This is a genomic window from Streptomyces sp. Z26 (assembly GCF_003665095.1).
Taxonomy (GTDB): domain Bacteria; phylum Actinomycetota; class Actinomycetes; order Streptomycetales; family Streptomycetaceae; genus Streptomyces; species Streptomyces phytohabitans.
This window is the reverse complement of record NZ_RCHV01000002.1, coordinates 33,395-54,672: the sequence shown is the minus strand read 5'-3', so window position 1 is coordinate 54,672 and position 21,278 is coordinate 33,395. Positions and strand designations below refer to the sequence as shown.

Sequence of the window (21,278 nt, the reverse complement as noted above, 5' to 3'; positions counted from 1 at the left end):
CTTCGTGTGCGGAACAGAGCATCTCGTACGTGCGGGAGGTGCGGGTTCTCGGAAAGAGCTGCCCTGGCGTTTTCCGCGGGGCTTCTCTCGTACGAAAAGGGCATCCCGTGGTTACCCCTGCCAGGTGGTGTGTTCACAGCTGTGGCGAAGGGCGGAACGGAGTGCGCGACGGTTGCCCGATATCAGCGGTTGGGCAGCGTTTCGGGCCACCCGGCTGACAGTGGAGACGTTGCGCCGTGTGCAACGTGAGGCTTTCCCGGTGTACGTCCGGCGGATGCCGTGGAAGGAAAGCGTCGCGGCGTTCGCGGCGTGGGAAGTGTGGGGCGGCTCAGGCGCTGCCTGCGGCGGGCGACAGGGCGGGACCTGCGCGGTCGGGCCCGGTGGGCCGCTGCGCCGGGCCGGGCGTGAGCCGTACCAGGGTGTCCGCGGGCCTGGCTGGACAGGGGGGTGGAGGAGCGTCGGCTCGGCCGTTCAGCACCGCGGGCGCGAAAGCCCCGCCGTGGCCGCCGAGGCGAAGAGGGTCGGCTGGACGCGAGGCGAGTGGCAGCCACTTTCCGCGCCCGTTTCCGGTCCGGAAGCTCGAGCCGGATACTCTGCCTGCTCCGGTTTCACGCCGTTTTGCGTCAACGCCGCGCAGCCCCCACCACGCGTCGTTGCGGCCGAAGGGTCCGGAGACGTTTCGGCGGGCAGTGAATGATGTGGTTTTCATGATCCAGCATGAGAAAACTGCTATACAAGGTACCGCGATCATGGTGACGGTCTCCGCGGGGTCGGAGTCTTCCGGGAATGCGGGAGTCCGTGGATCGGCATGGTCGGCCGAGACGGCGGACGGGTTGTATTCCCTTCGTACCTGGGTGGTCAGTTCCAGGAGCTTTGGCACTGCGAAGAGGTCCTATCGGGAGTGCGACTGCTTTGTCGCTCACCTCCTCGTACGGGTGCCGTCGTCGGGCTCCCCTCCGGCGACTGCTTTGGACACTATCAAAGCTTGATCGTGATTCAACTGGCCTTCGAACGGCACTTCATGACTGAGGGTCAACTTTTGCCCTCCGGTGTTGGTCTCTCTCTATCCACTCGATCACCAGCGGCCCGGTGACGGGGGTTCCCCGGGTCGTCGGGGTGGGTGTCGAGGGTGCGCTGCGCTGCACGGATTCCGCTTTCGGTCCGACTGAACTGCGCGCCGCCGCGCCGTAGTTGGAGTGAACTTGACGGTTACGGGCTGCGTGCACACAGTGAGAAAGGTCACGCACACGGACTGGCGCGGTCGCTCTCTGTCCGTGGATGCCGTATTTGACCGGGCGTCAACAAACCTCTCCCGGCTGCGGTGCGGGGCACATCGGCCGGGAGAGGGTTTCGCGGTCGGTCGGCAGGGCGGAGCCGTGTTACGGGCGCCGATCCGTGAAGTCGGCCCGGGCCGACGCCTGTTCCGGTACGGGGTCGGCGCCGGGCGTCCAGCAGGAACCGTGACGGGCGGCGAGCGCCGTCGCCTCCGCCGTGCTGAGGAGCCGCGCCGGGCGCTCCCCGAGCGCCAGGAGGAGCGCGGAGACCTCTTCGACCTCGATGGCCGCCTCCAGCGCCGAGGCGAGGGACGTACCGGAGACGACGGGGCCGTGGTTCTGGAGGAGGACGGCGCGTACGGGGAACGGCAACCGCTCCATGTCCTCCGCCTGCCGGGCGTCGCCGGGAGGCGCGTACGGCAGCAGGGGCGTCTGGCCGACGCGCATGACGAAGTACGGGGTGAGCGGCGGGATGGCGCTGCGCTCGGACCACGGGGGGAGGCAGGAGGCGGCCGCGGCGTACCGGGAGTGCAGGTGGATCACGGCGCGGGCGGCCGGGTCGCGGCGGTAGAAGGCGGTGTGCAACGGGTGTTCCTTGGACGGCTTCGGTCCGTCCAGGTGCGTGCCGTCGAGGTCCAGGACGCTCAACGCGTCCGGGGCGAGGTGGGCGAGATCCGCCCCCGTGGGGGTGACGAACAGGCGGTCGCCCTGGCGGACGCTCAGGTTCCCCGACGAGCCGGGGCTCAGGCCGAGCGCGGCGAGGCGCGCCCCGGCGGCGGCGAGGTCCGTAGGCGCGTGGTCCGTACGCGCGGTGTTCGTCGGCAGGCCGTCCGTATCCGTGCCGTCCCTCCCCGGGCCGTTCATGCGAGGGCGTCCCACGCCGTGGTGAAGATGTCGGTGTCCCCGAAGTTGCCCGACTTCAGGGCGAGATCGACGCCGGACCGTTCGCCGTCCGCGCGTGCCCAGGTGATGCCCGCGCCGACGGGCGCGCCGATGGCCAGGGTGCGGACGCCGAGCGCGGTCACGACCGCGCCGGAGGTCTCGCCCCCGGCGACCAGCAGGCGCCGCGCGCCGTGGTCGACGAGCGCGACGGCGAGGTCCGCGAGGGCCCGTTCGAGGAGTACGGCGGCGGGTACGGCGCCCGCCGGGGTGTGGCGTTCCACGTCCGCCGGGTCCGCCGAGGCGTACACGAGCGGGGGCGCTCCGGGGCGGCGCCGCCACTGCTCGCGGACGAAGTCGGTGAGCGCGGCGACGGCGGCGCCGGGGTCGGCGCGCAGGGCGGCGAGGTCCAGGGCGCGGTGCGGGAGGTGCGTACGGGCGTGGGCGACCTGGGCCCGGGTCGCGGCCGAGGCGCTGCCGGAGAGCACCGCGGCGGGGTCGCCCGCGCGGGACGCGGCGGCGGAGCGGGCGGCGCCGGGGCGGGGCCCGGTCAGGCCGAGGGCGAGCCCGGACGCCCCGGTGACCAGCGGCAGGTGCGCGGTGGCGGCGGACACGGTGCGCAGGTCGGCGTCGGTGACGGCGTCCACCACCGCGAGGGTGCCCGCCCCGGCGGGGTCGTCGAGGGCGGCGCGCAGCGCGGCCGTACCGGCTCGGACGGTGTCCAGCGGCACGTGCCGTACGGGGTGTCGGGTCTGGGGGCGCAGCAGCCGTACGACGGAGGCGTCGGTCATCGGGGTGAGCGGGTGGTGCCGCATGGGGCTGCGGTCGAGCGGTTCGCCGTGCACGTACAGCAGCCCGTCGCGCACGGTGCGGCCGGTGGCCGGGAACGCGGGCACCACCACGGTCCGGTCGGCGGGGACGGCGTCGAGCAGCGCGTCCGCGACCGGGCCGATGTTGCCGTCGGGGGTGGAGTCGAAGGTCGAGCAGAACTTGAAGTAGTAGCGGCGGCATCCGGCCGCCCGGAGCGCGCGGAACGCGGCGAGGGAGTCCGCGACGGCTTCCGGCACGGGCGCCGTACGGGACTTGAGGGCGACGACGACCGCGTCGGCGTCGGCGGTCCGCTCCGGCGTGGCGGCGTCGGCGCCGACGGCGACGACGGTGCGGAAGCCGCGTGACACCAGCGCGGTGGCGAGATCCGTGGCTCCGGTGAAGTCGTCCGCGAGGGCGCCGAGGACCGGCATGGGGCCTCCCTGTGGTGTCGCGCGGTCCGCGAAGCCTCTGGATGGAACCGCTCGGTGGGTCGTGATGTGAAAAAATGTTAGCAGACTTTACGTGAATGGTTTGTCTTGATACATGTTGTGAAACGGCTCCCGAGTGGGTCCGGCCACCGGCCGACCACGGCAGCCCCCTCGCCCCGCGCACCCGATGAGGAGTGCCCATGAATCTCCAGCACCTGTTCGCCGCCACCGGCGACCGGACCGTGCGCTACGCGCTCTCCGGCGCCGGCGGCGGCTTCGCCCGCACCCTCCTCGCCCAGACCCCGCGCGTCCCGGGGCTCGAACCGGCCGCCCTGTGCGACCACGGCGTGGACTGGCTGCACGCCATGCTCCTGGAACTGGGGTACGCCCACGACGCCCTGCGGATCTGCGCCGACGCCCCGGCCGTACGGCGGGCCGCCGCCGACGGCCGTACGGTCCTGGTCCGCAGCGGGGACCTGCTCGCCGAGTGCGGCTGGGACATCCTGGTGGAGGCCACCGGCGACCCCGCCTCCGGCTACGCCACCGCCCGCCGGGCACTGACCGACGGCCGCCACGTCGCCATGGTCAGCAAGGAGGTCGACTCCGTCGCCGGACTCCACCTCGCGGAGTTGGCCCGCGCGCACGACGTCGTCTACACCACGGCCGACGGCGACCAGCCCGCCAACCTCATCGGCCTGGTCACCTGGGTCCGCCTGCTCGGCCTGGACGTCGTGGCCGTGGGCAAGTCCTCCGAGTACGACCTCGTCCTCGACCCCGCCGCCGGTACCGTCACCCAGCTCGACACGTGCGTCCCCGCGCCCGGCCTGGCCGACCTCCTCACCCTCGGCGACGACCCGCGCGCCACCCTCGCCGCCCGCACCGAGGCGGTCGCCGCCCTCCCCACCGGAGCCACCGCCGACTACTGCGAGATGGCCGTCGTCGCCAACGGCACCGGCTTCCGCCCCGACACCGAACGGCTGCACTACCCCGTCGCCCGCGTCGCGGAGTTGGCCGACGTGTACGCACTCCGCGCCGACGGCGGCGTCCTGCACCGCCCCGGCGCCGTCGACGTCTTCACCGCCCTGCGGCTGCCGGACGAGGCGTCCTTCGCGGGCGGCGTGTTCGTCGTCGTACGCACCGGCGACCCCGTCACCTGGGAGACCCTGCGCGGCAAGGGCCACGTGGTCAGCCGCGACGGCCGCTACGCCGCCGTGTACCTGCCGTACCACCTGATGGGCGTCGAGACCCCCGTCACCCTGCTCTCCGCCGTGCTCCACCACCGGCCCTCCGGCGGTACGGACCCCCGCGGGCACGCCGTACTCGCCGGACGGGCCCGGCGGACGCTGACGGCGGGCACCGTGCTGGACATGGGCGGGCACCACCACGACGTCACCGGCGTCCAGGCGGTCCTGCTCGCCGCCGAGGACGCCCCCGACGACGTCGCGCCGCTCTACCTCGCCGCCCACCGGACCCTCGCCGCCGACGTACCGGCCGGTGAACTGCTCACCCTCGGGCACCTCGCCGACCCGGACCCCGACCTGCTGCACGCCTGGCACTCCGGCCGTACGGCACGCCCCGCCACCGCCCCTGCCCCCGCCGACGGAACGCCGGTGAACGGGTCATGAGCGACGACGTACGCCACCTGCTCCTCGGCCTCGCGGCCGTCGTCGCCCTCGTCGTACTGATCACCAGGGCGAAGCTGCACCCGTTCCTGGCGCTCGCGCTCAGCGCCATCGGCCTCGGCCTGGCCTCCGGCATCGGCCCCGCCGACACCGTCGGCCACTTCCAGGACGGCTTCGGCGACGCGCTCAAGAGCGTCGGCCCGACCATCGGCCTCGGCACGCTCCTCGGCGGCATCCTCCTCGGCTCCGGCGGCGCCGACCGGATCGCCACCGCCTTCATCGGCACGCGCCCGGTGAAGTGGGTGCCCGCCGCGATCACCGCCGCCGCCCTGCTCATCGGCATGCCGCACCTCTTCGACGTCAGCTTCGTGATGCTCGTCCCGCTGGTGTACGCCGTCGCCAAGCGCACCGGCTCGCACCTGCTGTACGTCGGCCTCCCCATGGCCGCGGGCCTCTACATCTCGCACGGCCTGCTGCCGCCGCACCCCGCGCCGACCCTCGCGGTCTCCGCGTACGACGCGAGCACCGGGCTGACCATCCTCTACGGGCTGCTCATCGGCGTCCCCGTCGCCGTCCTGACCGGCCCGCTCCTCACCCGGTACGGCGCCCGCTGGTTCGGCCCGGCGCCCGACCTCGACAAGGGGCCCGTGCCCGAGCCGGGGCCCGCGCCGGAGAACCAGCGGCGCCCGGCGTCGTTCGCCCTCGCCCTCACCACCGTCCTGCTGCCGCCCGTCCTCATGCTCATCGGCACGGTCGGGACCGCGAACGTACGCGAGGGCACCGCCCCGTACACCGCCTTCGAGGCGTGCGACTCGCCGGTGCTGTCGCTGCTGGTCGCCGTCCTCTTCGCGTTCTTCGCACTGGGGGTGCGCTCCGGCTTCGGCGCCGGGCAAATCCAGGGCATGGCCGCGAAGGGGCTCGGGCCGGTCGGGGGCATCGTCCTCATCCTCGGCGCGGGCGGCGGCCTCAAGGCGATGCTCACCGCCACCGGCATCGACGACATCATCTCGGACTACGCCGTCGACTGGTCCGTACCGCCGCTCCTCCTCGCCTGGCTGGTCGCGGCGCTGCTGCGGATCTGCCTCGGCTCCGCGACGGTCGCCACCGCAGCGGCCACCGGCATCGTCGCCCCGCTCGCGGGCGCCTACCCGGGGCTGTCGACGGAACTGCTCGTCCTGGCCACGGCGTCCGGCGCGGTCATGCTGTCCCACGTGAACGACTCGGGCTTCTGGCTGTTCAAGGAGTACTTCCAGCTGTCGGTCGCGCAGACCTTCCGCACCTGGACGCTGATGCTGTCCCTCCAGTCGCTGTTCAGCCTCGGCGGTGTGCTGCTGCTGAGCCTGTTCGTCGGCGGCTGACGGGCCGGGGCCGCCGCCGCGCCGGGGGCGGCACCGGGCAGAATCGGGGTGCCGGGCGGACCGGGCCCGCGACGAGGAAGGAAGCACACGGCGATGGCCGATGACGCGTCACCGCCGCTGATCCCGTATCAGCGGCGGGAGAAACTACTCCAGCACCTGCGCCGCGACGGTGTGCTGAGCGTGCAGCAGATCACGCAGCTGCTCGGCGTCTCCCACATGACCGTACGCCGGGACATCGCCGAACTGGAGCGCCAGGGGCTGGCGTTCACCGTCCCCGGCGGCGTACGCATCGCCAGCCAGGTGCGCAGCGAGCCGAGCCACCAGGACAAGTCGCTGCTGGAGCAGCCGCAGAAGGAGGCGATGGCGGGCTGCGCGGCGGCGTTCGTCGAGGACGGCATGACGCTCTACCTGGACGCCGGGACCACGCTGCTGGCGCTGGTGCCGCACCTGGCCCGCCACCGGGGGCTCACCGTCGTCAGCAACGACTTCAGCACCGTCGACCGGCTGATGGCGGAGGGCCCGCACCTGGAGATCATCCACACCGGCGGCCGGGCCGAGGTGGCGAACCGTTCCACGGTCGGCCGCCTCGCCGCCGCGACGCTCCGGGAACTCGCCCTCGACCTCGCGTTCCTCAGCACCAGCTCCTGGGACCTGCTGCGCGGGGTCACCACCCCGTCCGACGCGAAGGTCGAGGTGAAGCGGGCCGCGCTGGAGAGCGCGCGGAGCGCCGTACTGGTGGCGGGCTCGTCGAAGTTCGGCACGTTCGGCAGGTACCGGGTGGCCGACCTGAGCGACCTCGGCACCGTCGTCACCGACGACGCCCTCTCCGAGGCCGCGGCCGCGGGCGTACGGGACAGCGGCGTGGAACTCCACCTGGCGGCGGGCGGCTGAACGGCCGCGCCGCGGGCCGTGCCGCTCAGCCCTCGGCGACCGCCGGTTCGAGGAGGGACAACGTCCGGTTGTCGGCGTCCAGATGCGCGCGGACGCCGAGCGGCAGCGGCAGGTTCGGCGAGGAGTGCCCGAAGTCGACCCGGGCGAGAACCGGGACGTCCCGTTCCCCCAGCACGTCGAGGACCACGTCGCGCAGGTCCGCGTGCTCCCCGGCGTTCTCGTACGGCGCGACCTCGGTCGGTACGCCGACCACCATGCCCGCGATCCGGTCCAGCACGCCGGACAGCCGCAGAGCGTGCAGGTCGTTCCAGATCCGAGAGACCGGCCGTTGCAGTTCCTCCCAGAACAGCACGGCGCCGTCGAGCACTTCGGGGGTGGGCGCGAACGGGGTGGCCTGGAGCAGGATCATGCGGTTCAGCAGGCCGCCGAACAACGGCCCCCGCGCCTGACCCGGCCGCCACGTCTCCCACGCCCCGTACGCCGGGAGCGCGCCGGGGGCCTCGGCCCGTGTCAGCACGCGGGTGTAGAGGTCGACGAGCCGGGCGCGGCGGTCCTCGTCGACGAGGGTGTACCAGTCGCGGCCGAAACCGTGGGTGGCGATGTCGGCGTGGAAGCCGACGAGGCCGGTCCGCGCGTGGAGGGCCATGTGCAGGAGTGAGATGTCGCTGTAGCCGAGGATCGGCTTCGGGTCGGCCCGTACCGCGTTCAGGTCGATCAGGTCGGGGTAGCCGATCGTGGACTGCCCGCCGGTGTGCGCGACGACGGCCCGCACCTCCGGGTCGCGGAGCAACGCGTTGAGCTCCTCGGCGTGCTGGGCCGGAGTGCCCGAGGCCCACCAGCGGGTACGGGCCGGGTCGACCAGCGGACTGACGCGTACGCGGAAGCCCATGCGTTCGAGTACGGACACGCCACGCGCGAGCAGGGGTTCCTCGCCCGGTTCGAGCTGGCCCGACAGGGCGGTGACGACCACGAGGTCGCCGGGACGCAGGGCGCGGGGCCGGAGAAGCGGGGGCACGGGACCTCTTCCTGTCCTGGTGGGTCGACAACGGCCGTCAACCCGGTCCCCCCGCCCGCTATTCCGCCGCCGCGAGCGCGTGGCGGCCCGGCGGTGGGTACCGTCCGGGCCGCCGGGGATGCGGAGGGGTCAGCAGAACCAGCCGTTCTGCACCCAGCCGCGGCGGTTGATGTCGCCGTACGCGAAGCCGTACACCCAGTCGCCGCCCGCCTCCTCGACGAGGAAGGTCTGGCCGCGGAAGAGGGTGCCCATCCAGGCGCCGTGCGGCGCGGTGACGCGGACCGCGAGGTCGTCGGCGCAGACGGTCTCGCGCTTCCCGGCGTGCCCGTCGCCCGCGGTGGCGGGGCCCGCGGTCAGGGCTGCGACGGTGGCGGTGAGGGCGAGGACGAGGGTGAGGCGCTTACCGGTACGAGCAGGGGTACGGGTACGGGTCATGGGGGAGCGGTCCTCCTTCGGGGTGGGGGGCGGGGGTTCACCAGGAGCCGAAGCCGCCGAGGCATTCCTGCCGTACGAAGCCCCAGTCGTTGGCGCCGAAGTCGAACGTGGCGGCCCACCCGTTGTAGACGGGGTGGGCGCCGCGGGTGTGTCCGACCTTGTCGCCTCGGGGGAGCAGGGTGCGCTTGAGCCCGGTGGGGCCGGAGGCGCTGTCGTAGTTGGCGTAGAAGCTGGCGCTGTCGCAGGTGATGACGGCGTGTTCGGGGACGGTCGGGTCCGCGTGCGCGGTGCCGGTGGAGAGCAGGGCGAGGGCGGCGGTCAGGGCCAGCGCGGCACCCCGACGTGTTGTCGTGGCCATGGCGATCATCATGGGGTGCGGACCGCGTTCCCGTCGAGAGCCCGGCAGCGTGACGCCGCGACGTGCTTGCCTTCAAGCGCTTGAGGTGTGGTGTCGTGGCCGACATGGCGACCTTCACCATCCGGGGGATGTCCCGGCGCAGCGGGCTGAGCGAACCGACCCTGCGGTACTACGAGGACGTCGGGTTGCTCGGCCCCGTCGCCCGCGACGAGAACAGCGGCCACCGGCGGTACGACGAACGCGACCTCGACACGGCCGAGATCCTCGCGTGCCTGCGGGCGGTGGGCGTCGGCATCGAGGACATGCGCGCGTACCTCGCCAACCGGGCCCGCGGCCGTACCGCCGCGGCCGAACAGCGCGACCTGCTCCTCCGGTACGCCGAACGCGTCGAGGCCGAACTCGCCGCGCGGCGAGTCCGCTTGACGTACCTGCGGGAGAAGGCCGCCCTGTGGGACGCGCGCGACCGGGGCGACGGCGCCGCCGAGAAGCACATCACCGACCGCCTGCTGGAGACGGTCGGCCGACTGGAGGCGACACGATGAACCCCGTACTGGTCACCGGCGGGTCCGGCTACCTGGCCACGCACCTGATCACCGAACTCCTGCGGCAGGGCCGGGAGGTGCGGACGACCGTCCGCTCGACGACGGCGCGTGAGGAGACCGTACGCGCGGCCGTACGGCGCGGGGGCGCGGACGACGCCGGGCTGGAGGTGGTGGCGGCCGACCTCACGGCGGACGACGGGTGGGCCGCGGCGGCCACCGGCTGCGCGGAGGTGCACCACGTGGCGTCGCCCCTCCCGGCGGCGCGGCCCGAGGACCCCGACGCGCTGCTCGTCCCCGCGCGGGACGGCGCGCTGCGGGTGCTGCGGGCCGCCCGGGACGCGGGGGCCCGGAGGGTGGTGCTCACCTCGTCGTTCGCCGCGGTCGGGTACACGCCGAAGCCCGGCGTCGGCGGTGCCGACGCCGACCGTGCCGGCGCCGGCACCGGCGACTGGACCGAGGACGACTGGACCGACCCCGACACCCCGGGCCTCGCCCCGTACCCGCGTTCCAAGGCCGCCGCCGAACGCGCCGCCTGGGACTGGGCCGAACGGGAGGGCGGCGGCACCGAGTTGGTCGTCGTCAACCCCACCGGTGTGTTCGGCCCCACGCTCACCACCGACATCCGCTCCTCGGCCGAGCTGGTCAAGACGATGCTGGAAGGGGGCATGCCGGTCGCGCCCCGGCACCGTTTCGGCGTCGTCGACGTCCGGGACGTGGCGGAGCTGCACGTACGGGCGATGGCCGCGCCGGAGGCGGCGGGCCTGCGCTTCCTCGCCGTGGCCGACGGCCCGACCACCAGTTTCCTGGAGGTGGCCGCGCTCCTGCGCCGCCGCTTCGGCGCCCTGGCGGACCGCGCGCCCACGCGGGAGGCGCCGGGGGAGGAGCCGCCGCGCCTCGTCATCCGCAACGACCGGGCCCGCGCGCTGCTGGGCTGGCGCCCCCGCCCGGTGGAGACGACGCTGGTCGAGACGGTGGAGAGCCTGCGGGCGATGGGCATGCTGCACGCGGCGGACTGACGGCGACCGCCCGCGGCGCCGCCGTACGGCACGGCGGCCGCGCTGGACGCGCGCCGGGAGGCGGTGGGGAGTGGGGAGGCGGGCAGGACCGAGCCGCGACCCCCGAAGCGCGCCGCGTACGCCTGACGGATTCCCCGCGACCGCTACGAGAGCGAGAGCCGCGCCCCGCTTCCGCGCCACCAGTCCGCGTAGATCCCGTCCGCCTCCACCAGGGCGAGATATCCCTCGGAGATGTGCGCGCACAACGCGTCCACCACACCCGCCAGAGGGGAATCCGTACGCCAGGCCAGAACGATGTCACGGAACAACGGATCGCCCGCCAGCGTGAGAGTCGCCAGCTTTTCCCGCGCGCTGCCCAACGGGTAGAGCACGCACACCGTTTCGCCCGTGGCGGTCAACGAGAAAGCCACCTGCGCCTCGTCCGCGTAATGCGTGACGCGCTGCTCGAAACCGGAACTCCGGCACGCCGCGGCCACGTACTCGTTCATTCCGCTGTCGTCCGGGTGCGGCATCACCCATTCGTCGTCCGCCAGTTCGCGCAGCGCGATCCGTCCGGCGCCCGCCAGACGATGGTCGCGTGACACACCGACGAATATCGGCTCCGTGACCAGTACCCGGTGCATCACCCCGGCCGGCAGGTCCAGCGGAGCGCCGGGAAACCGCGGCAGCACGGCCACGCAGAACTCGCCGGAGGCGAGCATCGCCGTGGCGGTCCCCGTGCTGCGCACCGTACGGCTGGTGGTGCCGCGTTCCGGTACCACCTCGCTCAACGCCTTGAGCAGCAGGCTGAACTGCTGAGCGGGCACACCGCCGACCCGTATCGGCGCCGCCGCGTCCTCGTGCAGGACGCCCCGCACGGTGTGCGCCAGATTCGCGAGGTCCGTACGTATCCGGGCCGCGTCGCGGAGGAAGAGCGTGCCCGCGCGCGTGGGCGTCACCCCGTCCCGGAGACGTACGAAGAGGGCGCCGCCCACGTGCTGTTCGATCCGTTGGAGCTGGGCCGTCACCGCGGGCTGGCTGAGGTGCAGCCGCGTCGCGGCGCGCCGCAGGCTACCGGCCTCGGCGATCGCGAGGACAAGTTCGAGATGTCGCACGTCCAGACGCATGGCCCAGATCGTACGGCTGGGCGCGGGCCGTGGAACAGAAGTGTTATCGCCCAATGCGATGGGGCCGCGAAACAGGACAGAGGGCGACGATTGCCCACTTCCCGATTCCCCTCCACCAGTGGCGCGTTGCGGCCCCGCAGCCGCCGATGACACGGTGAGGCACACCGGCCTACGAAGCCGCATTCCCGAACAGGTGGGCTACATGCTGGCGCGTCCCGCAATGACGACAGAGCGCATCATCGAGGTTTCCGAGAAATCCGCGGTCCTGTTCTCACAATCCGCCCTGGAACGTTTTCTCGCCGCGGCGGAAACGGAGTACGCGTGCATCACCGAGACCAATCCGGTGCCGTGCTTCGCCGTTCTGCTGGGGGCCGCGGCGGAAGGTGACTGGCTCGTCCACGACGTGGCCTTCGGACGGAACGCCCGCACCACCGACCCGACCGCGCGCCAGGAGTTCGCCGCGACGATAGTGCCGCGTTTCGGGACCGCGTACGAGAATCCCGTACGCGCCTGGTGGCTGGACCCGGCGGACCTGCTGCGCATCGGACGTGAGGCCGACCGCAGGGGCCTGGACATCCTCGGGTCCGTCCACATGCACCCCGACTGGCACCGGCTCGGCCCGCCGGAGGCCCACGCGCACCCGCTGGACGAACTGCCGACCGACATGGACCGGCACATGTTCCGCGGCAGCGGCTGGCCCGTCAACGTCGTCTGCTACGTGGAACGCCGGCACGGAGCCCACGGGTACGCCCTCTCGGCATGGGACGGGAACTGCGACCGACTGGCCCTGCGCGTACACCGGTTGGCGCCCGCCGACGTACTGCCCGGACCGGGCGACGCCGACGGCTGACGGGCCACGGCCACCACGACGTTCCGACGAGACCACCGACGAGACCACCGAGGAGAACCGACATGAGCAGGCCCCGCCTCCGGCACCTGGCCCTGGTCGTCGAGGACGCCGCCGCAGCGGCGCACTTCTACTGCGAGACGCTCCAGATGGAGGAGTTCCACCAGGACCCGGACGGCAGCCGGTTCGTCACCGACGGATACATCAACCTCGCGCTCATCCAGCGTGCCCTGGACGGGGACGTACCGGTCGGCTTCAACCACTTCGGCTTCGAGGTGCCCGACGTCGCCTCCACCGCGGAACGGCTGACCGGGCACGGCGTCGCCGAGCCGGTGCTGCGCGGCGGCGACCGGCCGTTCGCCGAGTACCGGGCGACGGACCCCGAGGGCAACTGGTTCGACCTGTCGGAGCACGGGTTCCTGCCGCCCGACCGGCGGTCGTAGCGGCCCACCGTACGACGGGCGCGTCGTACGGGCCCGGAGTTCCGCCCCCGACCGGGCCCCGTCGCGGGGGCCCGGCGGCGGACGTCCCGACTAGCTCAGGGACTTGAGCGCGACCTTGTCGTACGGGGCGAGTTCGTCGAGGCGCCCCGCGAGGACCTTCGCGGCCCACGTCGGGTCCTGGAGCAGCGCGCGGCCGACGGCGACGAGGTCGAACTCGTCGGCCTCCAGGCGTTCCACGAGGTCGTCCAGGCCGCGGACGCTGGAGCCCTCACCCTTGAAGGCGTTGATGAAGTCGCCGTTCAGGCCCACCGAGCCGACCGTCACCGTGGGCAGCCCGGTGAGCTTCTTCGTCCAGCCCGCGAGGTTGAGCGCGGAGCCGTCGAACTCGGGCTCCCAGTAGCGCCGTGTCGAGGCGTGGAAGGCGTCCACCCCGGCAGCCGCGAGCGGGGCGAGCAGGGCGTCCAGCTCCTGCGGGGTGTGCGCCAGTCGGGCGTCGTAGGCGTCCTGCTTCCACTGCGAGTATCGGAACAGGACGGGGAACGTGTTGGAGACGCGTTCCCGTACGGCCGCCACGATCTCGGCCGTGAACAGGGTACGGGCCGTGGCGTCACCGCCGTAGGCGTCCGTACGGCGGTTGGTGTGCTCCCACAGGAACTGGTCGAGCAAGTAGCCGTGCGCGCCGTGCAGTTCGACGCCGTCGAAGCCGAGGCGCTCCGCCTCGGCCGCCGCCTCCGCGAAGGCGCCGATCACGTCGTCGAGGTCGGAACGGGTCATCGCGCGCCCCGTCCCGTTCCCGTCGATCCGCACCCCGGACGGGCCCATGGCGGGCGCGTCCGCGAACGGCGGCTCGCCGTCCTTGCGCACCATCCCGATGTGCCACAGCTGCGGCACGATCCTGCCGTCGGCAGCGTGCACGGCCTCCGCCACGCGCCGCCAGCCCGCGAGCTGCTCCTCGCCGTGGAAGCGCGGCACCCGGTCGCTCTGTCCGGCCGACGGGTGGCCGACGTAGGTGCCCTCGGTGATCACGAGCCCGACTCCGGCGGCGGCGCGGCGACCGTAGTACGACGCGACGTCGTCGCCGGGAACCCCGCCCGGGGAGAACATGCGGGTCATCGGGGCCATCGCGATCCGGTTGGGGATCTTGAGGCCGTTGATCACGGCGGGACGGGAGAGCGCCGCGGCGGCGCGCTCGGCGATCGAGGGGGCGAGGGTCATCACGGCTCCTGGACAGGGGAAGGTGGGACGTACACCTACACGTACGCCTCACCACAACTCCGTTCGGCCCGCACGTATTTCGACCTGGGCCCCCGGGACGGTCGGGGTGTGGCACATCACTGTGCCACCGCCGTGGCCGCGACCGAGGGCGTACGCGGGCCGCGACCACGCGGGCAGGTTTCCCACCACATCGGAATCATCCGGGAGGCTCCGGGAACGCTGGACTAGGCAGGACGGCCCGCCTCCGACGACGTCGGGGCCCGAGCCGTCGAAGAGGAAGAAAAGGCCGTGGGCGGAGAAGCACCGTCCGGGCCGTACGGGAGGAAAACCGGTATGCCCTACACAGGATGGTCCCTGGAGCAGCGGACCGTCGTCAGACGCTACGCCCGCTTCGCCGCCGCGTTCGCCGTTCCGGGCATCATGCTCTGCGTTTTCCTCGTCGCCTCCGAGAGCACCGGGACGTGGGGCGTTCTGGCGATCGTCGTCTGCGCGCTGGCGGTGGCCTACGGCTTCGTACGGAAGGGGAAGTCCGGTCGACGTTGACGCGGTGCGTCGACATGGGGCGGGCGGACCCGGACCGGCTGGTGGCACCGTTCGCGGCCGAGGTGCTGCCCGGACGGCGCCAGGTACGCCCCGTGCCCGTACCGGAGGTACGTGGGAGCGTCGTCAGACGTCAGCTGCGGGTCTCCGTACGGGCCCGGAGTTGCGCGGCGAGCCGTTCGAGTTCGGCCGCGGCGGCGGGGGAGGAGTCGTTGAGCCCGCTGTGCACGGCCGTCGGGCTCCTGAGGAAGCGGCGCAGCACGGTCACGAGGAGCCCCTGCGGGAGGGAGCGCAAGGCGGTGAAGGCGCGTGGTACCGGTGGCGTTCCCCGCGTGGCGAGGTTGCGCCGTATCTGCTCGAGCATGGCGTGTACGGCGGCCGGGTCGGCGGCGAGTGCCACCGGTCCGCCGGCCGCCCCCGCCGCCTGGCCGAGCGGCACCTCGAAGGCGGCGTGCGTCGTGAGCCAGGCATCCATCCGCGTCTCGGCTGCCGCGTTGATCCCGGCGGCGCGGAACGTGTCCACGAGCCGCGCCACCCGCGGGGTGGTACGGCCGTCGGGTTCGCCGATCGGCATCGCGACCCGGCGGGTGAGTGCGCTGCTGCCGCGGTAGCGGACCACGTCGCCGTCCATCGTGCCGCCGTTGGTGGGGAAGCCGAGCAGTACCCGCTCGTGGCCCAGCGCCGCGGTCAACGGCTCCGGTCCGGCTGCCCAGTTGAGCAGGAACAGCACGTCGCCCCGGATCTCGGCGAGTGATTCCAGCACCGGGTCCACCTGGTGGGCGCGGACGAAGACGGCGATCAGGTCGTACGCGTCGGCAGGGGTCCCGACCACCGGTATCGGCAGTCGTTGGACCGCCGGGCTGTCCTCCTGGGCGAGCCGTACCCCGTTCTGGCGCAGGGCGGCCAGGCGCGCGCCCCGGGCGAGGAGCGTGACCTCGTGCCCGGCCTCGTACATGCGGGCGGCGAACAGGGTGCCGCAGACCCCGGCGCCGTACACGAGCAACTTCATGGCGATCCTCACTCACACGTTTGCTTGATTCATACGTTCGTTTCATTCAAGCATATGTACAGTTCCTTCCGTGGCGACCCCAGACACCCGCACCCAGATCCTCGACGCGGCCGAGCAGCTCTTCGCCGAGCACGGATACCGCGGCACCTCGATCCGCGCGATCACCGGTCTCGCCGGGGCGAACGTCGCCGCTGTCGGCTACCACTTCGGCTCGAAGGCGGAGCTGATGGCGGCGGTCGCCCGCCGCGTGAGCGAGCCCGTCGTCGCCGCCCAGCGCGCGGGGCTCGACAGGCTGCTCGCGCGGACGCCCGAACCGTCGGTCGACGCGTTGGTGGAGGCGTTCGCGGGGCCGCTGTTCGACGGCATGTCGGTGGACGAGGGGGGTGCGCGGAGATCGCGGCTGATCATGGCGATCCTCAGCGACCCGGCGAACGAGGTACGTGGCTGGACCGGCCCGGCCGAGGAGGCGGTGCGTACGCGCTACCTCGCGGCCTTCGCACGCGCACTGCCCGGCGTCGACTCGGCTGAACTGTGGTTCCGGATGCGGGGAATCCTCGCGGTGACGGCCGTCGACCGCCTTGAGGTGCATCAGGGGTCGTCTCCGGGGTGCGCGTCTTCGGTGGCGGGTGACGAGTCCCGGCGGTGGGCGATCACGTTCCTGGCGGCGGCGATGAGTGCGCCTGCGACCCGGGGTTGACGGCACGTACGTCGGCGGGCTCCGTGCGGAGCGGAGTCGCGGCCCATCTCCCTGTTCGCGCGGGGGAGTTGTCGGGGTGCCGGATCTTCCGGTGACTGTCCGGCCCTTCCCTCTCCGTGGGGTTCTGTGTTGGGCGTGGAGTTCGGTGACCGGTCGGATGGGGCCGGAGGACGGCCCGTACGATGAACGATCATGGGAAGCGCGTCGTACCGAGTGACAGGGCTCGCCTTTCTGGTCGCCTGCACCGCTTACTGGGTCGGTGAGGCGGTCGCGGCCCATGCCTGGTCGACCCCTGCCTACAGCTACGCCGACAACCTCATCAGCGACCTCGGGGTCACCTCGCGCACGGTGTTCGACGACAGGATCGCCGACTCACCCCGCTCGTGGGCGCTGAACGGCGCCTGGGTACTGAACGCTCTTCTGGTGTCGTGGGCGGCGACCCGCGCACCGGGCTTCCGCGCGGCGGGTCGCCTGGGGCAGTGCATGTTCGGTTTCACCCTCGCCTACGCGGTCGGTCTGGTGACGATCGCGTTCTTCCACGAGACGCCGTCGGAGACGTTCCCCTTCCACTTCATCGGCGCGGTCCTCGCCATCGGCGGCGGCAACGTCGTCGTGCTGCTCGCAGCCGTCCAGTCCCGTCGGCTGCGCTGGCCGCCCCTCCTCACCGGTGCTCTCACGGTGCTGGCGACCGTCGGAAGCGTTTCCTGTCTGCTCCACCCCGTCCTGCACGTCGAGGCCGCCGGCACGTTCGAGCGCCTCGCCGCCTACCCCGTACTCGCCGCACAACTGGTCGCCGGCGTCGCGCTGTTGCTCAACCGGCCAGCAGCCCGTCCAGCCGCCCCCTGAGCGCCCACGAGTACGCGTGCACACGCGTGCCGCGCCCTGATACGCGATGCGACCTGGCTCCCCGAGGATGGTCTGGGACGCGGACGGTGGTTACCCCTCGACGAGCCTCCGCAACCTGTCGAGTGTGGTGGTCGGGGACTACGTAACGTGCGGCTGAAATGGTTCGGGCAACCGGAAGAGCGGCGAGAGATACAGGGGCGAGTCATTCGTAAGCATCCGAGGGTTCGGGCGCTGTACGCCGTGTCCACGGCGATCCTGCTGGCTGGGTTGACGGGGTGTTCGATGGACGACGGAAACGGGTCGGGTGACGTGGAGAAGCCCGCCGACAAGGTGGCACACGAGCAGTCGGAAGCACGGGAAGAGCTGGGGTACGTACCTGAGGTACGGGGTGTCGCGGCCGCCGAGGAAGATGTGGACAGGACCTCCAGCAAGGTCCTCGGATGGATGGCCATCGAGGGCGAGGTGAGCGAGTCGGGTGCCGCGGCCGGTAGTTGCGACGCTGTCGATCCTGACTTCACGACGTACTACGCGGTGAACCACCCGTGGAGCGTCTACGACGTGCAGAGGGGGAGTTTCGCCGCGGCGATGGCGAAACTCCGCACGGAACTCCCCAAGAACGGCTGGAACATCACCAGGGACGGGAAGGCGAACACGGAGGCAGGAAACCCGGAAATCACCGCCGTTCATCCCAAGACGCACCACACCCTGTCCGTGGAATGGCGGGAAAAGCGTTCGGGGGATCTGAAAGAGATCATCCTCGTCGATGTCGACTCAGGCTGTTATCGGGCGCCTAAGGGAACGGATCTGCCCGGCGGTTGAGTCGCCGACTGCCGGATCCATCGCCGTAGCGATCGTGGCTGTGGTGCGGAGGGCGGTGGACCACACGTGGTGGAAGTAGTCCTGGGGTTTGCGCAAGGCCAAGGCCAGAGGGCGCCGTCGAGGAGGCCGAGGCCGGTCAAGGTCCTCTCCGGAACGTCGATGGTGCGGGCGGTGGGCTCGACGTCACCTCTAGTTCCTTCGTGGCATCGCCGGACGCTTCTTTCCACCCCACGTAACCTTCTGGTGCTCCGAGCATGCGATCGCCCGCATCTCCCCGCCCGGCACTTGAGGGGACACGACGGTTCAGAGTCCTTCTCCGATCTGCTGCGAGTCAGGGTTCACGTCGGAGGCTTATCACAAGTCTTTCCGGCGGGTTAAAGAAAGAGGTGCATATCTAGGTTAAATGGCGCTAAGAGCTCGTAACACGATCATGATCGGTGCTTCTTGAGCCGTCTCCAGCAGATGAGGCTGCAGGCGAGGGAGACGAATGCGTCGTGGAGTTCGGTGCGGCGTTCCCATCGCACGGCGAGCCGCTTGAACTGGTGGAGCAGGGCAAAGGTCTGCTCGACGACGTAGCGGAGTTTGCCCAGCCCCTTGATGTTCGGGGCGCCCTTGCGGGAGATGACCGGCAGGATCCGGCGCTTGCGTAGCTTTCGGCGGTTGGGGTTGGAGTCGTAGCCCTTGTCCCCGAGCAGTGTGTCGGGGCGGCGGCGTGGTCGGCCGGGGCGGCCTGCGACGGGCGGGATGCCGTCGACGAGAGCGAGGGTCTGGGTGACGTCGTTGACGTTGGCCGCGGTGGTGATGACCTTGAGCGGAGTGCCGCGTCCGTCGCAGATCAGATGGTGTTTGCTGCCCGTCTTCCGCCGGTCGACCGGCGACGGACCGGTGTCGGCTCCCCCTTTTTCGCGCGGATGTGGGAGCCGTCCACGCACGCCCTGGACCAGTCGAGTTCGCCGGCCGCGTTGAGTTCGGCGAGCAGGAGGTGGTGCAGCTGATCGAAGACACCGGCCTGCTGCCACCGCTCCAGCCTGCGCCAGCAGGTCTGCCCGAAGCCGAATCCCAGCTCCAAGGGTAGCAGTTGCCAGGCTATGTCGTTGTGGAGCACGTACAGGACGCCCTGCAGACACAGCCGGTCGGCCACAGGCCGCGGCCCCGGCGCCTTCTCGGGCCAGGGCGGCAGCAGCGGCTCGATCAGCGCCCACAAGTCGTCGTCCACGATCCACGGCCGGGTACTCACAACCTTCCGAACGGCCGAATCGCCGCACCAGTCACGCCCGACCAGGACACTTCAACAAGATCGTGTTACGAGCTCTAAGGTGAGGGTGCGAGAAGGGATCGAGATGGCGTCCGAGGAAGAGCTGTTCGCGAACATCGACGCTCTGCTGGAGGAGGAGCCGCAGCTCCCGCCCCCGGCGGAACGCGCCCGGCTACGTGAGGCTGCGGGTATCACCCAGGCTCGGCTCGCGCAGGCCCTGAAGTCGACCGTGCAGACGGTGAAGAACTACGAGAACGGCCGCTCCGAGCCGAAGTCGCCGCGCTTGGAGGCGTATCAACGGCTACTGAAGGGCTGGGCGGCGAAGTACCCCGCGCACGGCGCCTCCGTCACGCCCACTCCGGTCTCGGGCTCCGCGCCGGAGCCGGAGGTTCTCGAGACGTTCTCCGGCTCGGTCGCCCCGGAGCAGACGGAGGCTGCCGCCCCTGAGCAGACCCCGGCCGCCTCGGCCCTGGTCGGGACGCCGGGTCGTTCGGTCGTACGCCCGTCCGCGTTGCGGCGCCCGGCGGTGAAGAAGGGGGCCGCGTCCGCCGTCGACCCGCGCTTTCCCCACGGTCCGCTCGTGGTGCTGGACGGTGACGGTTCCGCGTACGCGATGGGCGGCCTGGTGCTCGACTGCCCGGCCACCAACGTGGTGGAGCTGGTGGAGTGGACACTGGGCGAGTCCGGTCTCGGCGCGTCGGCGCTGCACCGTTACGGCAAGGACGCCGACCCGCTGGTCGTCCTCACCGCGGCCGCGGCCGCGAAGCTCGGACTGCCCGAGCGCCTCGAGGACCGACGCGGCCTGCGTCTGCCCGAGGACCACCCGGTCGTCCGTCAGGTGCTCACGGCGCGCTGGCAGCTCACTCGGCGGGGTTTCGGTCCGTGGGCACGGATCTACCGCACGGCGCAGGGGCGCGACCGGCAGTGCGTGCAGTTGGCGATCCTGCCGTGGGACGCGCTCGACGAGCGGTCCTGGCCCGGCGTCTGCGACCTGGAACCGGCCGACATCGCCCGCGTCCTCGGCGTGTACGCCCAGCGCGTCATCACCCCGCGTGGTTCTGTGGCTGTGTGTGGTTTGGAGTTGATGACGGCGTTGCGTCCGCCGACGAGGCCTGTGCGTGATGAGGTGACTGGTAATTGGGTGTCTGGTCATAATCCTGGCAGTTTGGGTACGGGGCCGATGGATCCGGCGCCGCCGGAGGGCCAGCTTGAGCACCCTGCGGTCCACCGTTCCGGGTGGATGGGTGGTTTTCTTCACGAGGAGGCGTATCAGTGGGTGCGCGTTCCTCAGCTGCTGAGTGACGAGGAGTGTCTGCTCCCGTACGCGGTGGGCTTGGACTTGAATACGGCGTTCCTCGCCGCTTCCGCGCGGTTGATGGTCGGCCTGTCGGAGCCGGTGCATTTCGTGGGCCCGCCGTTCAATCCGAAGGTGCCGGGGAGTTGGTTGGTGGATCTCTCGGGTATCGAGCTGGATCCGCGGCTCCCTTCGCCGTTCACGCCGGCTGGCGTGCGGCCGGCGGGGCCGGCCTGGTATCAGACGCACACCGTCGCTTACGCTCAGGAGTTGGGTCACAACGTGGAGCCGCTTGAGGCGTATCTGCGGCGTGAGACCGGTGCGTACTTGGACCCGTGGCACGACCGGCTCAAGAATGCGTATGTCGATACCCTCGCCGACCTCGGCGTCACCAAGGACCTTTCCGATGTGGAGTTCCTGGTGGCGATGGAACGTCACAGGGAGGTCGATCCGGCGATGGCCGCTGTGCTGGCCGCGATCAAGGGCACGGTGTGAGGTTCGGTCGTGATGTCACTGGGATGTTCGGCTGTGCGTGTCACCGACGTGTAGACATATCAGTGCTGTTCAGGGCCGATTGAC

The 21,278-nt window shown here is 71.5% G+C and carries 21 protein-coding genes; 12 read left to right on the top strand and 9 right to left on the bottom strand.

Annotation, left to right across the window (positions count from 1 at the left end; genetic code table 11):
• Positions 1 to 1,379 precede the first annotated feature (1,379 nt).
• Together D7M15_RS00240 and otnK are read right to left on the bottom strand one after the other, a co-directional pair.
• Entirely contained in the window at positions 1,380 to 2,138 is a 759-nt protein-coding gene (locus D7M15_RS00240) for a class II aldolase/adducin family protein (RefSeq protein ID WP_121515612.1), read from the bottom strand.
• On the bottom strand, positions 2,135 to 3,394 hold the full coding sequence (gene otnK / locus D7M15_RS00235) for a 3-oxo-tetronate kinase (RefSeq protein ID WP_121515611.1): 1,260 nt from the start codon (positions 3,392 to 3,394) through the stop codon (positions 2,135 to 2,137). The genes D7M15_RS00240 and otnK overlap by 4 nt, the downstream gene beginning before the upstream one ends.
• Before the next feature lie 197 nt (positions 3,395 to 3,591).
• Between otnK and D7M15_RS00230 the strand changes: the two genes are divergently transcribed.
• The 3 genes from D7M15_RS00230 to D7M15_RS00220 all read left to right on the top strand — a co-directional run bounded on the left by D7M15_RS00230 (position 3,592) and on the right by D7M15_RS00220 (position 7,262).
• Positions 3,592 to 5,016 (top strand): homoserine dehydrogenase, encoded by a 1,425-nt coding sequence (locus D7M15_RS00230; RefSeq protein ID WP_121515610.1) that lies wholly within the window; start codon positions 3,592 to 3,594, stop codon positions 5,014 to 5,016.
• On the top strand, positions 5,013 to 6,371 hold the full coding sequence (locus D7M15_RS00225) for a gluconate:H+ symporter (RefSeq protein WP_121515609.1): 1,359 nt from the start codon (positions 5,013 to 5,015) through the stop codon (positions 6,369 to 6,371). The genes D7M15_RS00230 and D7M15_RS00225 overlap by 4 nt, the downstream gene beginning before the upstream one ends.
• Positions 6,372 to 6,464: 93 nt before the next feature.
• Positions 6,465 to 7,262, top strand: a complete 798-nt coding sequence (locus D7M15_RS00220; protein ID WP_121515608.1) for a DeoR/GlpR family DNA-binding transcription regulator — start codon at positions 6,465 to 6,467, stop codon at positions 7,260 to 7,262.
• A gap of 25 nt (positions 7,263 to 7,287) precedes the next feature.
• Here D7M15_RS00220 and D7M15_RS00215 read toward each other — a convergent pair whose 3' ends face one another.
• From D7M15_RS00215 to D7M15_RS00205, 3 genes are all read right to left on the bottom strand, one after another.
• Positions 7,288 to 8,277: a S66 peptidase family protein gene (locus D7M15_RS00215; RefSeq protein WP_121515607.1), complete on the bottom strand. Its 990-nt coding sequence runs from the start codon at positions 8,275 to 8,277 to the stop codon at positions 7,288 to 7,290.
• A gap of 129 nt (positions 8,278 to 8,406) precedes the next feature.
• Positions 8,407 to 8,712, bottom strand: coding sequence for a hypothetical protein (locus tag D7M15_RS00210; protein WP_206337294.1), 306 nt, complete (start codon positions 8,710 to 8,712; stop codon positions 8,407 to 8,409).
• A 37-nt stretch (positions 8,713 to 8,749) separates the two neighbouring features.
• Positions 8,750 to 9,070: a hypothetical protein gene (locus D7M15_RS00205; RefSeq protein WP_206337293.1), complete on the bottom strand. Its 321-nt coding sequence runs from the start codon at positions 9,068 to 9,070 to the stop codon at positions 8,750 to 8,752.
• Between the two features lie 104 nt (positions 9,071 to 9,174).
• Here D7M15_RS00205 and D7M15_RS00200 point away from each other — a divergent pair, with 104 nt between their 5' ends.
• Positions 9,175 to 9,612 (top strand): MerR family transcriptional regulator, encoded by a 438-nt coding sequence (locus tag D7M15_RS00200; protein WP_121520050.1) that lies wholly within the window; start codon positions 9,175 to 9,177, stop codon positions 9,610 to 9,612.
• A complete protein-coding gene (locus D7M15_RS00195) occupies positions 9,609 to 10,628 on the top strand; it encodes an NAD-dependent epimerase/dehydratase family protein (RefSeq protein ID WP_121515606.1) in 1,020 nt (339 codons plus the stop codon). Before D7M15_RS00200 ends, D7M15_RS00195 begins: the two co-directional genes overlap by 4 nt.
• A gap of 143 nt (positions 10,629 to 10,771) precedes the next feature.
• On the opposite strand, the gene D7M15_RS00190 is transcribed toward D7M15_RS00195, so the two are convergent.
• Positions 10,772 to 11,734: a LysR family transcriptional regulator gene (locus D7M15_RS00190; protein WP_165906174.1), complete on the bottom strand. Its 963-nt coding sequence runs from the start codon at positions 11,732 to 11,734 to the stop codon at positions 10,772 to 10,774.
• A 220-nt stretch (positions 11,735 to 11,954) separates the two neighbouring features.
• On the opposite strand from D7M15_RS00190, the gene D7M15_RS00185 reads away from it, so the two are divergent.
• Together D7M15_RS00185 and D7M15_RS00180 are read left to right on the top strand one after the other, a co-directional pair.
• Positions 11,955 to 12,584 carry a hypothetical protein gene (locus tag D7M15_RS00185; RefSeq protein WP_121515604.1) on the top strand — a complete coding sequence of 210 codons (630 nt, stop codon included), beginning with the start codon at positions 11,955 to 11,957 and terminating at the stop codon, positions 12,582 to 12,584.
• Positions 12,585 to 12,646: 62 nt separating this feature from the next.
• Positions 12,647 to 13,024 carry a VOC family protein gene (locus D7M15_RS00180; RefSeq protein WP_240649070.1) on the top strand — a complete coding sequence of 126 codons (378 nt, stop codon included), beginning with the start codon at positions 12,647 to 12,649 and terminating at the stop codon, positions 13,022 to 13,024.
• 90 nt (positions 13,025 to 13,114) lie between these two features.
• Here D7M15_RS00180 and D7M15_RS00175 read toward each other — a convergent pair whose 3' ends face one another.
• Positions 13,115 to 14,239, bottom strand: a complete 1,125-nt coding sequence (locus D7M15_RS00175) for an NADH:flavin oxidoreductase (RefSeq protein ID WP_121515602.1) — start codon at positions 14,237 to 14,239, stop codon at positions 13,115 to 13,117.
• Between the two features lie 333 nt (positions 14,240 to 14,572).
• Between D7M15_RS00175 and D7M15_RS00170 the strand changes: the two genes are divergently transcribed.
• Positions 14,573 to 14,782 (top strand): hypothetical protein, encoded by a 210-nt coding sequence (locus D7M15_RS00170; RefSeq protein ID WP_121515601.1) that lies wholly within the window; start codon positions 14,573 to 14,575, stop codon positions 14,780 to 14,782.
• Positions 14,783 to 14,912: 130 nt separating this feature from the next.
• Here the strand turns inward: D7M15_RS00170 and D7M15_RS00165 are convergent, their stop codons facing one another.
• On the bottom strand, positions 14,913 to 15,788 hold the full coding sequence (locus tag D7M15_RS00165; RefSeq protein ID WP_121515600.1) for a 2-dehydropantoate 2-reductase N-terminal domain-containing protein: 876 nt from the start codon (positions 15,786 to 15,788) through the stop codon (positions 14,913 to 14,915).
• Positions 15,789 to 15,858: 70 nt separating this feature from the next.
• On the opposite strand from D7M15_RS00165, the gene D7M15_RS00160 reads away from it, so the two are divergent.
• The 3 genes from D7M15_RS00160 to D7M15_RS00150 all read left to right on the top strand — a co-directional run bounded on the left by D7M15_RS00160 (position 15,859) and on the right by D7M15_RS00150 (position 18,150).
• Positions 15,859 to 16,485, top strand: coding sequence for a TetR family transcriptional regulator (locus D7M15_RS00160; RefSeq protein ID WP_121515599.1), 627 nt, complete (start codon positions 15,859 to 15,861; stop codon positions 16,483 to 16,485).
• Between the two features lie 192 nt (positions 16,486 to 16,677).
• On the top strand, positions 16,678 to 17,331 hold the full coding sequence (locus tag D7M15_RS00155; RefSeq protein ID WP_121515598.1) for a DUF998 domain-containing protein: 654 nt from the start codon (positions 16,678 to 16,680) through the stop codon (positions 17,329 to 17,331).
• Between the two features lie 282 nt (positions 17,332 to 17,613).
• Positions 17,614 to 18,150 (top strand): hypothetical protein, encoded by a 537-nt coding sequence (locus tag D7M15_RS00150; RefSeq protein WP_240649069.1) that lies wholly within the window; start codon positions 17,614 to 17,616, stop codon positions 18,148 to 18,150.
• 428 nt (positions 18,151 to 18,578) lie between these two features.
• On the opposite strand, the gene D7M15_RS00145 is transcribed toward D7M15_RS00150, so the two are convergent.
• A protein-coding gene (locus tag D7M15_RS00145) for an IS5 family transposase (RefSeq protein ID WP_240649068.1) occupies positions 18,579 to 19,387 on the bottom strand; the annotation gives its coding sequence in 2 pieces (ribosomal slippage) (positions 18,579 to 19,067 and positions 19,070 to 19,387; 807 coding nt in all).
• 103 nt (positions 19,388 to 19,490) lie between these two features.
• Between D7M15_RS00145 and D7M15_RS00140 the strand changes: the two genes are divergently transcribed.
• Positions 19,491 to 21,194, top strand: coding sequence for a helix-turn-helix transcriptional regulator (locus D7M15_RS00140; RefSeq protein ID WP_240649067.1), 1,704 nt, complete (start codon positions 19,491 to 19,493; stop codon positions 21,192 to 21,194).
• The last annotated feature ends 84 nt before the right edge of the window (positions 21,195 to 21,278 follow it).

Excerpts from the sequence above, each read along its gene's own strand:
- D7M15_RS00240 (WP_121515612.1), bottom strand. The coding sequence starts at position 2,138 with ATGAACGGCCCGGGGAGGGACGGCACGGATACGGACGGCCTGCCGACG.
- otnK (WP_121515611.1), bottom strand. The coding sequence starts at position 3,394 with ATGCCGGTCCTCGGCGCCCTCGCGGACGACTTCACCGGAGCCACGGAT.
- D7M15_RS00230 (WP_121515610.1), top strand. The coding sequence starts at position 3,592 with ATGAATCTCCAGCACCTGTTCGCCGCCACCGGCGACCGGACCGTGCGC.
- D7M15_RS00225 (WP_121515609.1), top strand. The coding sequence starts at position 5,013 with ATGAGCGACGACGTACGCCACCTGCTCCTCGGCCTCGCGGCCGTCGTC.
- D7M15_RS00220 (WP_121515608.1), top strand. The coding sequence starts at position 6,465 with ATGGCCGATGACGCGTCACCGCCGCTGATCCCGTATCAGCGGCGGGAG.
- D7M15_RS00210 (WP_206337294.1), bottom strand. The coding sequence starts at position 8,712 with ATGACCCGTACCCGTACCCCTGCTCGTACCGGTAAGCGCCTCACCCTC.
- D7M15_RS00205 (WP_206337293.1), bottom strand. The coding sequence starts at position 9,070 with ATGGCCACGACAACACGTCGGGGTGCCGCGCTGGCCCTGACCGCCGCC.
- D7M15_RS00200 (WP_121520050.1), top strand. The coding sequence starts at position 9,175 with ATGGCGACCTTCACCATCCGGGGGATGTCCCGGCGCAGCGGGCTGAGC.
- D7M15_RS00195 (WP_121515606.1), top strand. The coding sequence starts at position 9,609 with ATGAACCCCGTACTGGTCACCGGCGGGTCCGGCTACCTGGCCACGCAC.
- D7M15_RS00190 (WP_165906174.1), bottom strand. The coding sequence starts at position 11,734 with ATGCGTCTGGACGTGCGACATCTCGAACTTGTCCTCGCGATCGCCGAG.
- D7M15_RS00185 (WP_121515604.1), top strand. The coding sequence starts at position 11,955 with ATGACGACAGAGCGCATCATCGAGGTTTCCGAGAAATCCGCGGTCCTG.
- D7M15_RS00180 (WP_240649070.1), top strand. The coding sequence starts at position 12,647 with ATGAGCAGGCCCCGCCTCCGGCACCTGGCCCTGGTCGTCGAGGACGCC.
- D7M15_RS00175 (WP_121515602.1), bottom strand. The coding sequence starts at position 14,239 with ATGACCCTCGCCCCCTCGATCGCCGAGCGCGCCGCCGCGGCGCTCTCC.
- D7M15_RS00170 (WP_121515601.1), top strand. The coding sequence starts at position 14,573 with ATGCCCTACACAGGATGGTCCCTGGAGCAGCGGACCGTCGTCAGACGC.
- D7M15_RS00165 (WP_121515600.1), bottom strand. The coding sequence starts at position 15,788 with ATGAAGTTGCTCGTGTACGGCGCCGGGGTCTGCGGCACCCTGTTCGCC.
- D7M15_RS00155 (WP_121515598.1), top strand. The coding sequence starts at position 16,678 with ATGGGAAGCGCGTCGTACCGAGTGACAGGGCTCGCCTTTCTGGTCGCC.
- D7M15_RS00150 (WP_240649069.1), top strand. The coding sequence starts at position 17,614 with ATGGACGACGGAAACGGGTCGGGTGACGTGGAGAAGCCCGCCGACAAG.
- D7M15_RS00140 (WP_240649067.1), top strand. The coding sequence starts at position 19,491 with ATGGCGTCCGAGGAAGAGCTGTTCGCGAACATCGACGCTCTGCTGGAG.